Below are 10,198 nucleotides of genomic sequence, written 5' to 3'. Positions count from 1 at the left end.
CGTACCGGCGGAACGTTCGTCGTTCGAGGAGACGCCCCGGAGGGGCACCGGACCCCCACCCACCGGGACAGGGCGAACCCCGGTGGGGGACCCGCGCCCCCACCGGGGCGACCCGCACACCAAGCCCGTCCGGCGATTGAGGACGGAACCCCCCGCCCCGGACCGGGGCGACAAGCAGGCCCCCCACCCCGCCCCCACATACGGCACACTGGAGGTTTGGCCAGTACCCGCCACCCCCCGTGGCGGCCCCGCAGAAAGGGCCGAAGCGCGTGACCGGACCCCTCATCGTCCAGAGCGACAAGACACTGCTCCTGGAGGTCGACCACGAACAGGCCGACGCCTGCCGCCGTGCGATCGCACCCTTCGCGGAGCTGGAGCGTGCGCCCGAGCACATCCACACCTACCGGCTGACCCCGCTCGGGCTGTGGAACGCCCGCGCCGCGGGGCACGACGCCGAGCAGGTCGTCGACGCACTCGTGAAGTACTCGCGCTACCCCGTACCGCACGCACTGCTCGTCGACATCGCCGAGACGATGGACCGGTACGGCCGCCTCACGCTTTCCAAGCACCCGGTCCACGGGCTGGTGCTCACTTCCACGGACCGGCCGGTCCTGGAGGAGATCCTGCGGTCGAAGAAGGTCCAGCCGCTGGTCGGGGCCCGGATCGATCCGGACACCGTGGCCGTGCACCCGTCCGAGCGCGGACAGGTCAAGCAGACGCTGCTGAAGCTGGGCTGGCCCGCCGAGGACCTTGCCGGGTACGTGGACGGCGAGGCGCACCCGATCGAGCTGGACGAGAACGGCTGGGCGCTGCGGCCCTATCAGCAGCAGGCCGTCGAGGGGTTCTGGCACGGCGGGTCCGGGGTCGTCGTGCTGCCCTGCGGCGCGGGCAAGACGCTGGTCGGGGCGGGTGCGATGGCGCAGGCCAAGGCGACCACGCTGATCCTGGTCACGAACACGGTCTCGGCCCGGCAGTGGAAGCACGAGCTGGTGAAGCGGACCTCGCTGACCGAGGACGAGATCGGCGAGTACAGCGGTACGCGCAAGGAGATCCGGCCGGTCACGATCGCCACGTACCAGGTGCTGACGACGCGCCGCAAGGGCGTCTACGCGCACCTGGAGCTGTTCGACTCCCGCGACTGGGGGCTGGTGATCTACGACGAGGTGCATCTGCTGCCCGCGCCCGTGTTCAAGTTCACCGCCGACCTCCAGGCCCGCCGCCGGCTCGGTCTGACGGCGACGCTGGTGCGGGAGGACGGGCGCGAGTCGGACGTCTTCTCGCTGATCGGGCCGAAGCGGTTCGACGCCCCGTGGAAGGAGATCGAGGCGCAGGGCTACATCGCGCCCGCCGACTGCGTCGAGGTGCGGGTCAATCTGACGGACTCGGAGCGGCTCGCGTACGCGACCGCCGAGGCCGAGGAGAAGTACCGGTTCTGCGCGACGACCGCGACGAAGCGGAAGGTCACCGAGGCGCTGGTGCGCAAGCATCAGGGCGAGCAGACGCTGGTCATCGGGCAGTACATCGACCAGCTCGACGAGCTGGGTGAGCATCTGGATGCCCCGGTGATCAAGGGCGAGACCAGCAACGCCCAGCGCGAGAAGCTGTTCGACGCCTTCCGGGAGGGCGAGATCAGCGTGCTGGTCGTGTCGAAGGTGGCGAACTTCTCGATCGACCTGCCGGAGGCCACCGTCGCCATCCAGGTGTCGGGCACCTTCGGGTCCCGCCAGGAGGAGGCCCAGCGGCTCGGCCGGGTGCTGCGGCCGAAGGCGGACGGGCACGAGGCGCGGTTCTACTCGGTGGTCGCCCGCGACACGATCGATCAGGACTTCGCGGCGCACCGCCAGCGCTTCCTGGCCGAGCAGGGCTACGCGTACCGGATCGTGGACGCGGACGAGCTGCTGTCGGACAGCTGACGGGACGGGCAGCACAGGGACGGACAGCTGACGGGACAGGCAGCACAGGGACGGGGAGCGGAGGCGGCCGAGGCCGGGGCGCAGGGCCCGGCCGCCGGGCCGCCGGCAAGGGGCGGGGCGTCGGGCTCAGTGTGCGCGGCGGACTCCCGCCTCCTCCGCGTACTCCCCGAGGACGACGACGCCGAACGCCGCCCGTACGAAGACCTTCACGGCGCGCAGCGCTTCTCCGGTGCGGTGGTGGTGCCGGTGGCCGGTGGCCGCGGTCGCGCCGTGCGCGGGGCCGGTCCTTCGCGGGTTCAGGGTGACGGTGCTCATGTCTTCCATGGTGCTCCGGACGGGTGGGCCGCGGCGTCGGTCCGCAGGCTGAAGCGCGGGGGCGTGCGCCTACCCCTGTGGTCGGACGCCGTCCCCTACGGGACGTACCCGCGCGATATTCGTTCGCGCCGGGCGGGAGCGGTCGATACAATCGCCGGTCTGCCCGCCTCCCGCACCGTGGTACCGGCCGTCCCAGGACGCACACCGGCAGCCGGGGGAGCGCCGCCGACCGGACGGAAACCGGCCGACAGCCGTACGCACATCCATGTGCGCACCAGTGATCGATCCCCGAGCGGACCGCATCGTCCCCGAGCAGTGACCGGGACGGGGTGCGGTCCGCCGTCCTGCGTTGAATGCCGGAGGCAACACCGTGCCCGCGCACGAACACGAAAGCGACACCACCACCGACCCCCTCGCCCACGAGCGCGCCCATCTCGCGGCCTCGCGTGCCGCGCTGCGCGCCATGCGCGAGGACGCCCAGGCGCTGAACATCCGCGATGTCACGGCGAACTGGGTCAACGCCGCAGTACTGCAGGCGCAGATCGCCGACCGCATCAAGTCGCTCGCCGATCTCGCCCACACTCCGCTCTTCTTCGGGCGGCTGGACTACCTCCATGTGGTCGGTGCGGCGCAGGCCGAGGGCGCGGAGGGCGAGCAGTTCTACATCGGGCGCCGCCACGTCCACGACGCCGACGGCGATCCGATGGTCATCGACTGGCGCGCGCCGGTCTCCCAGCCGTTCTACCGGGCGTCCCGCAACGACCCGCTCGACGTCGGCCGGCGGCGCCGCTTCGGTTACACCGGCGGTGAGCTGACCGCGTACGAGGACGAGCACCTCACCGACCCGTCCGAGACGGCGCGAACGAGCAAGCTCCTCCAGGCGGAGATCGAGCGGCCCCGCGTCGGTCCGATGCGGGACATCGTCGCGACGATCCAGCCCGAGCAGGACGAGATCGTCCGCAGCGAGCTCGGCGGCACCGTGTGTGTGCAGGGCGGGCCCGGCACCGGGAAGACGGCCGTGGGCCTCCACCGGGTCGCGTATCTGCTGTACGCGCACCGTGAACGGCTCGCCCGCACCGGCACGCTCGTCATCGGGCCGAACAAGTCGTTCCTGCACTACATCGAGCAGGTGCTGCCGGCCCTCGGTGAGCTGGAGGTGAAGCAGGCGACGGTCGACGACCTGGTGACGGCGCAGGTCGAGGTCCGGGCCACGGACGAGGCGCGGGCCGCCGTGGTGAAGGGCGACGCCCGGATGGCGGAGGTGCTGCGGAGGGCGATCCGTTCGCATGTGACGATGCCGACGGAGTCGGTGATGGTGGTGCGGGGTTCGCGGCGCTGGCGGGTACCGGCGTACGAGATCGAGGAGATGGTCACCGAGCTGCTGGCCCGCGACATGCGGTACGGGGCCGCGCACGAGGCTCTTCCGCAGCGCATCGCGCACGCCGTGCTGGTGCGGATGGAGGAGGCGGGCGAGGCGCCCGACGACCGGGTGCAGAACGCGGTGGCGCGCAACCCTGCGGTGAAGGCGGCCGTGAAGGCGATCTGGCCTGCCGTCGAGCCGTCGAAGCTGGTGCTGCGGCTGCTGTCGGACCCGGAGTTCCTGGCCGCGCACGCGGAGGGGCTGCTCAGTGAGGACGAGCAGAAGACGGTCCTGTGGACGAAGCCGGCCCGCAGTGTGAAGTCCGCGAAGTGGTCGGCGGCGGACGCGGTGCTGATCGACGAGGCGGCCGACCTGGTGGCGCGTACGCACTCGCTCGGTCATGTGGTGATCGACGAGGCGCAGGATCTGTCCCCCATGCAGTACCGGGCGGTGGGCCGGCGCTGCTCGACCGGTTCGGCGACCGTCCTCGGTGACCTGGCGCAGGGCACCACCCCGTGGTCGACGGAGAGCTGGGACGAGGCGCTGCGTCATCTGGGGAAGACGGACGCGGTGGTGGAGGAGCTGACGGCGGGCTTCCGTGTGCCGCGCGAGGTGATCGCGTACGCGTCGCGGCTGCTGCCGGTGATCTCGCCGGGACTCGCGGCGGTGGAGTCGGTGCGTGAGTCCCCCGGTTCGCTGTCGGTCCGGGAGGTGACGGGCGCGGACGCGCTGGACGCGGCGGTGGTCGCGGCGTGCGTGGAGTCGCTGACCCAGGAGGGTTCGACCGGTCTGATCGCCGCCGACGCGCGTATCCCCGCACTGGCGGAAGCGCTGACGGCCGCGGGGCACACGTATCTCTCCCCCGGTGAGGAGACGACTGCCGAGTCCCGGCTCACCCTGGTCCCGGCGTCGCTGGCCAAGGGTCTGGAGTACGACTACGTGGTACTGGACGAACCGGCGGCCGTGGTCGACGGCGAGCCCGACGAGCGGACCGGGCTGCGGCGGCTGTATGTCGCCCTGACCCGTGCGGTGTCGGGGCTGATTGTCCTTCACGCCGCTGCCCTGCCGGAGGAGTTGGGCTGAGGGTTGGCCCGCGGATCCGTGGCTCCTGGCGGGTCGGGCCCGTGACCGGGCCGGCCGGGACGAGCGCGGGAAACCGGGGGCGGGGCGGTGTGATGCCGCCCCGCCCCCGGGGCGGGTCAGCCCGTCGTGCAGGCCCTCCCGTTCAGCTTGACCGTGCCCGGGTCGGCCGCCGCGCCGGAGACGCTGCTGTTGAACCCGAAGTCGACCGCCGCGCCGGGTGCGAGCGTGCGGTTCCAGGACAGCGGTGAGGCGGTCACCGTCCGCCCGTACTGGGCGAGTTCGGCGCTCCAGGTGTGGCTGAGCCGCTGGTCGCCCGGGAGCAGCCAGGTCAGCGACCAGGGGGTGAGCGCCTCGGTTCCGGTGTTCTTCACCGTGACCGTGGTGGTCGAGCCGGTGCTCCAGGGGTGCGAGGAGTAGGTGACGGTGCAGGCGCGGGCCGGTCCCGCCCCGTCACCGGCGTCGTCCAGGTACGAGGCGATGTAGGCCAGCGGCGCGTTCCAGTTGATGGCGACCTCGTTGGTGGCGTACGAGCCGTTGTCGTCGAGGTAGCACATCGCGGCGGCGCAGCCCTTGAGCTTGGCCGCCGCCTCCGGGTCCCCGGACGTGGGGGCGGTGAGGTTGGGTCCGCCCGCGAGGGAGCCGGCGGGCGGGTGGGGCAGGGACGGGTCGCTCTGGTGCGCCCAGACCCGGTGGTGCTGGTTCTCGGAGCTGCGCTCGCCGTACCCGGTGACGTACGACTGGTTGAGCGGGTTGCGTCCGAAGAGGTAGTCGGCGCCGCGCAGTACGGCGTCGCGGTACTCGCCCTTTCCGGTGAGGTCGGCCGCGGTGGCGAGCACGATCATGTTGTTGAGCACCTGGCTGTTGGAGCCCCAGACGTAGTTCTGGCCGGCCGGGGCGTAGGGGACACCGTAGAGCTGGTCCCGGGTCTGGGCGGCGTAGCGGTCGGCGGCCGTGGTCAGCACGGAGCGGACCTGCGCGAGCTGGCCGGCGGTGAGGTCGTTGGGCACGGTGGCCAGGGTGAGGACGCCGAGTCCCGCGGTGCCGCCCCACCACATGCCGCCGTCGGCGGGGAAGGCCGCGTCGGTGTCGCCGTGCAGGGGCGAGTCGAGGAGCGCCCGGCGGTAGGTGTCGTCGCCGGTGGTGGTGAAGAGTTCGGCGGCGGCCCAGTAGAACTCGTCGGAGACGTCGTCGTCGCTGTACGTCCCGCCGCCGGTGCCGTCGTCGGGGTCGGCGAGCACGTCCGGATGGGCCTTCGCCGCGGTCCACGCCGTCTCGGCGGCCGTACGGCACCGGTCGGCGAACTCCGCGTCGTACGGGGCGAAGAGCCGGGCGCACTGGGCGGCCGAAGCGGCCAGGTTGAGGGTCGCGGCGGTGGACGGCGCGTGCAACTCGCGCTGCTGGGGGTCGAGGTGGGGCAGCTGCGGCAGACCGGTCCACTGGGCGTCGTGCACCTTGTGGTGGACCATTCCGGCGAGCGGCTGCCCGGCGGGGACCTGCATGCGCATCATGAAGTCGAGTTCCCAGCGCGCCTCGTCGAGGATGTCGGGCACGTCGTTGCCGTGCTCGGGCACGGCCAGCGCGCCGTCGCCGAGTTCGGCGGACTCCGCTCCGTCGGCCGTCAGGGTCCGCTCGTAGGTGTCCATCAGCTCGGCGACCGCGATGCCGCCGTTGACGACGTACTTGCCGTGGTCCCCGGCGTCGTACCAGCCGCCGCGCACATCGAGGCTGTAGTCGCAGACGCCCGGCTTGCAAGGGACATCCGTGTCACCCTTGTTGGGGGCGACGCCCAGGTGACCGGCCGGGCGCGCGTACTGCTCGCCGACGAGGTCCGCGTCGATCTCGATGCCGCTGCGGTTCTGGTAGAAGTACGCGAGCGAGTCGCCGCGCAGGCTGTCGTACAGTTCGGCCCCGATCGAGAAGGGCTCGCTGACCTGCCCGTCCGCCTCGACGGTGTAGCCGTCGCCGGCCGTCGGGACGTCACCGAAGTCGAAGGTGTGGACGTTCTGGCGCGAGGTGGGGTCGATGCCGCCCGGGGTGGTGGTGCCGGTGGCGGCCGCCGATCCGTCGGGGGCCCGGAGGGTCCAGGGCAGCGGGTCGGCCGCGTCGGTCACCAGGGTGCCGTTCTTGGGGCCCCGGGGGAGGTAGCCGACCTGGTTGACACGGACGCGCGAGCCGGTGTCGGGCTCGTACACGGGCGGCTCGGCTCCGCCGCGCAGGGACACGTCGTCGAGACAGAAGGTGGCCGCCTCGTCGCTGCCGCCGATCTGGAAGGCGAGCTGGGCGGCGTCGCGGTCGGCGGTGGCGGTGAAGACGTGGGTGACGGGGACCGCTTCGGTGCCGATCGGGTCGGTCGAGGAGAGGTCCGTGGTCCATGGGTCGACGGCCAGCTGCACATTGGTGTGGATGGACAGCGGGGTGGTGGAGGTGGCCGTGTAGGTGAGGCTGTACGTCTCCCCCGCGACGAGCGGGATGTCGTTCTGGCCGACGATCACGTCCCACGGGTTGGCGGTTCCGGCCGGCACGTCGGTGCAGAGCCGGCCGTCGGTGACGGCGGCGGCGGTGTTGGCGGTCCACCACCAGGGCGCGGTGCCGTCGGCGAAGTCGCCGTTGGTGATCTGCTCCGGGGCCGGGCCCGGGTCCTCGGCGGCGGCGCCCGGTGCGGTGAGGACACCGCCGAACAGTGCGGTGAGGGCTAATGTCCCGAACACACGGCGCCCGCGCCGGGCGCGGGTGCGACCGGTGGGGGACGGGGGCGGAGAGGCGTTCACCGGGGGCCTTTCGGTAGGGGGTGGGGGAAGGTCCGACGGAAGGCGAATGAGCGGTGGGAACGCTCCCATACATGACGGAAACAGCAGGGGAGGCACCATGGGAGCGTTCCCACACCGCCGTGTCGCCATTGTGAAGCCGGTGGTGTTTGTTACGCCAGAGTCGTGACAGCACAAGCCTGCGGACGGCCCGGCGGAATGCCACTCGCGCACCCAGGTGACCGGGATGCCGCTCGCACTCACCGGGACGCCGCTCGCACACCCGGCGGAGCGGGGCGCCGTCGCGGCGACGGGCGGGCGGGGCTCTCCCACACAACGGGTGGGCGGGGCTCCGTCCCACACAACGGGTGGGACGGAGCCGTCGCACAACGGGCGGGGCGGGAGCCGTGTCCGGCTTCCCGCCCCGCCCGTCATGTTCTCGCCCGACGGCGTACGCCTGTGCGCTACGCGTTGCGCCCACGCACTACCGCACTACGCACTACGCACTACGCACTACGCACTACGCACTACGCGTCGAGAATCGTCCGCCACTCCCGTACCGCCGCCGCGTCCACCGGACCCGCCCAGCCGCCCGGGCGGGCGGCGCCGCCGATGTGGACCGCGTCGATACCCGCGTCCAGCAGCTCCGGCAGGTGGTCCAGACGCAGGCCGCCGCCGACGAGGATCTGCGGCTCGTACCCCGGCTCACCCTTGCGCGCCGCCTCGACGAGCAGGGTGGGGATGCCCTCGTCCACCCCGGCGGGCGAACCCGCGGTGAGGTAGGTGTCCAGGCCCGGCAGATCGGCGAGGGCCTTGCGCAGCGCGTCCCGGTCGGTGGCGCGGTCGATCGCACGGTGGAACGTCCACGCACAGCCGTCCAGTTCGGCGACGATCCGCTCGACCGCGACGAGGTCGGGGTGGCCCTCCTCGTCCAGGAAACCGAGCACGAACTCGTCCGCGCCCTCCGCCCGCAGTTCACGCGCCTTGCGCACGAGCACGCCGACGTCGCCGGCCGCGAAGCCGTCCGCCACCCTGAGCATCACCCGCAGCGGAATGTCGACCGCCGCGCGGATCTCCGCGAACGTCGCGCAGGACGGGGTGAGGCCGTCCGCCGCCATGTCGGTGACCAGCTCAAGCCGGTCCGCACCACCCGCCTGGGCAGCGACCGCGTCCCCCGCGTCGAGAGCGATCACCTCCAGGACTGCACGGTTGCTCATGGGAACCCAATCCTCCAGAAAGCATCTATAGGTCTAGTCCAATGCCAGCCTACGGGGCGGTAGGCCGGGGATGCAGCCTCACCGCGCACGTGAAGATACGCGAGGCCGGGGGCGCGACGGCCGACCGGAGGCGCGCGACCCTCGGCTCCGTCGTGGATCACCCTTGCGTTCCTATAGGGGTAGGGGGTATACCTGAATCACAACCGCATACCCCCCAGGGGTATGAATCCGATCGAAGGAGGGCCCGTGTCCGCGCAGACCGCAGCCACCACCGGCACCGTTGCCACCGGCGGACCCGCCGGCACCGTTGCCACCGGCGGACCCGCCGGTACCGGCGTCGCCTCAGAGGTCGAGCTCGCGATCGGCGGCATGACCTGTGCCTCGTGCGCGGCCCGGATCGAGAAGAAGCTCAACCGGATGGACGGGGTCGAGGCCACCGTCAACTACGCCACCGAGAAGGCCAGGGTCAGCTACCGGGGCGAGGACGTCTCCGTACAGGACCTGATCGCCACGGTCGAGAAGACCGGTTACACCGCGCAGGAGCCCGCCCCGCCGGTACGGCACGACGGCGACTCCCCCACCGGGACGGCGGAGGCGGACGAACTCCGCCCGTTGCGGCAACGGCTGGTCACGGCGGTCCTGCTCGCGGTGCCGGTCATCGCGATGTCGATGATCCCGGCCCTCCAGTTCGACAACTGGCAGTGGCTCTCCCTCACGCTCACCGCCCCCGTCGTCACGTATGCCGCCTGGCCCTTCCACCGCGCCGCGTGGACCAACGCCCGGCACGGCGCGGCCACCATGGACACGCTGATCTCGGTCGGCACTTCGGCCGCGTTCCTGTGGTCGCTGTGGGCACTGTTCTTCGGCACCGCCGGGATGACCGGCATGACGCACCCCTTCGAGCTGACCATCGGCCGCAGCGACGGCTCCGGGAACATCTACCTGGAGGCCGCTGCCGGCGTCACCGCGTTCATCCTGGCCGGGCGCTACTTCGAGGCCCGCTCCAAGCGGAAGGCGGGCGCCGCGCTGAAGGCGCTGCTGGAGCTCGGCGCGAAGGAGGTCACCGTTCTGCGCGGTGGCCGTGAGACCACCGTGAGCACGGACGATCTCCGGGTCGGGGACCGGTTCCTGGTCCGTCCGGGCGAGAAGATCGCCACGGACGGCATGGTGGTGGAGGGCAGTTCGGCGGTGGACGCGTCGATGCTCACCGGTGAGTCCGTGCCCGTCGAGGTCACGGTCGGTGACGCGGTGACCGGCGCGACGCTGAACGCGGGCGGCCGGCTCGTCGTCGAGGCCACCCGGATCGGCGCCGACACCCAGCTGGCCCGGATGGCCAAGCTGGTCGAGGACGCGCAGAACGGCAAGGCGGCTGCCCAGCGGCTGGCCGACCGGATCTCCGCGGTGTTCGTCCCCGTCGTGATCGTGCTCGCGCTCGGCACGCTCGGCTTCTGGCTGGGCAGCGGCGAGGGGCTGACGGCCGCGTTCACGGCAGCCGTCGCCGTACTGATCATCGCCTGCCCCTGCGCCCTCGGCCTCGCCACCCCGACCGCCCTCATGGTCGGCACC

Annotated in this window: 6 protein-coding genes; 3 read left to right on the top strand and 3 right to left on the bottom strand. The window is 72.0% G+C overall.

Annotation, left to right across the window (positions count from 1 at the left end):
* Window positions 1-269: 269 nt before the first annotated feature.
* Window positions 270-1,913 (top strand): DNA repair helicase XPB, encoded by a 1,644-nt coding sequence (locus tag ACZ4LX_RS37330; protein WP_467651443.1) that lies wholly within the window; start codon window positions 270-272, stop codon window positions 1,911-1,913.
* Window positions 1,914-2,039: 126 nt separating this feature from the next.
* Here ACZ4LX_RS37330 and ACZ4LX_RS37325 read toward each other — a convergent pair whose 3' ends face one another.
* A complete protein-coding gene (locus tag ACZ4LX_RS37325) occupies window positions 2,040-2,228 on the bottom strand; it encodes a hypothetical protein (protein WP_467651442.1) in 189 nt (62 codons plus the stop codon).
* Window positions 2,229-2,598: 370 nt separating this feature from the next.
* Here ACZ4LX_RS37325 and ACZ4LX_RS37320 point away from each other — a divergent pair, with 370 nt between their 5' ends.
* Window positions 2,599-4,671 (top strand): HelD family protein, encoded by a 2,073-nt coding sequence (locus ACZ4LX_RS37320; RefSeq protein ID WP_467651441.1) that lies wholly within the window; start codon window positions 2,599-2,601, stop codon window positions 4,669-4,671.
* Window positions 4,672-4,787: 116 nt separating this feature from the next.
* On the opposite strand, the gene ACZ4LX_RS37315 is transcribed toward ACZ4LX_RS37320, so the two are convergent.
* Window positions 4,788-7,439: a glycoside hydrolase family 9 protein gene (locus ACZ4LX_RS37315; protein ID WP_467651440.1), complete on the bottom strand. Its 2,652-nt coding sequence runs from the start codon at window positions 7,437-7,439 to the stop codon at window positions 4,788-4,790.
* Between the two features lie 503 nt (window positions 7,440-7,942).
* On the bottom strand, window positions 7,943-8,632 hold the full coding sequence (locus ACZ4LX_RS37310; protein WP_467651439.1) for a copper homeostasis protein CutC: 690 nt from the start codon (window positions 8,630-8,632) through the stop codon (window positions 7,943-7,945).
* A 222-nt stretch (window positions 8,633-8,854) separates the two neighbouring features.
* Between ACZ4LX_RS37310 and ACZ4LX_RS37305 the strand changes: the two genes are divergently transcribed.
* Window positions 8,855-10,198: heavy metal translocating P-type ATPase (locus ACZ4LX_RS37305; RefSeq protein WP_467651438.1), on the top strand; the 1,344-nt coding region annotated here is incomplete at its 3' end.

Source organism: Streptomyces sp. NPDC026062, assembly GCF_055568375.1.
Note: the sequence above shows the minus strand (reverse complement) of the source record. Positions and strands in the feature narration are given on the sequence as shown.

Coding starts and splice junctions, on each gene's coding strand:
- ACZ4LX_RS37325 (WP_467651442.1), bottom strand. CDS start 2,228: ATGAGCACCGTCACCCTGAACCCGCGAAGGACCGGCCCCGCGCACGGC.
- ACZ4LX_RS37310 (WP_467651439.1), bottom strand. CDS start 8,632: ATGAGCAACCGTGCAGTCCTGGAGGTGATCGCTCTCGACGCGGGGGAC.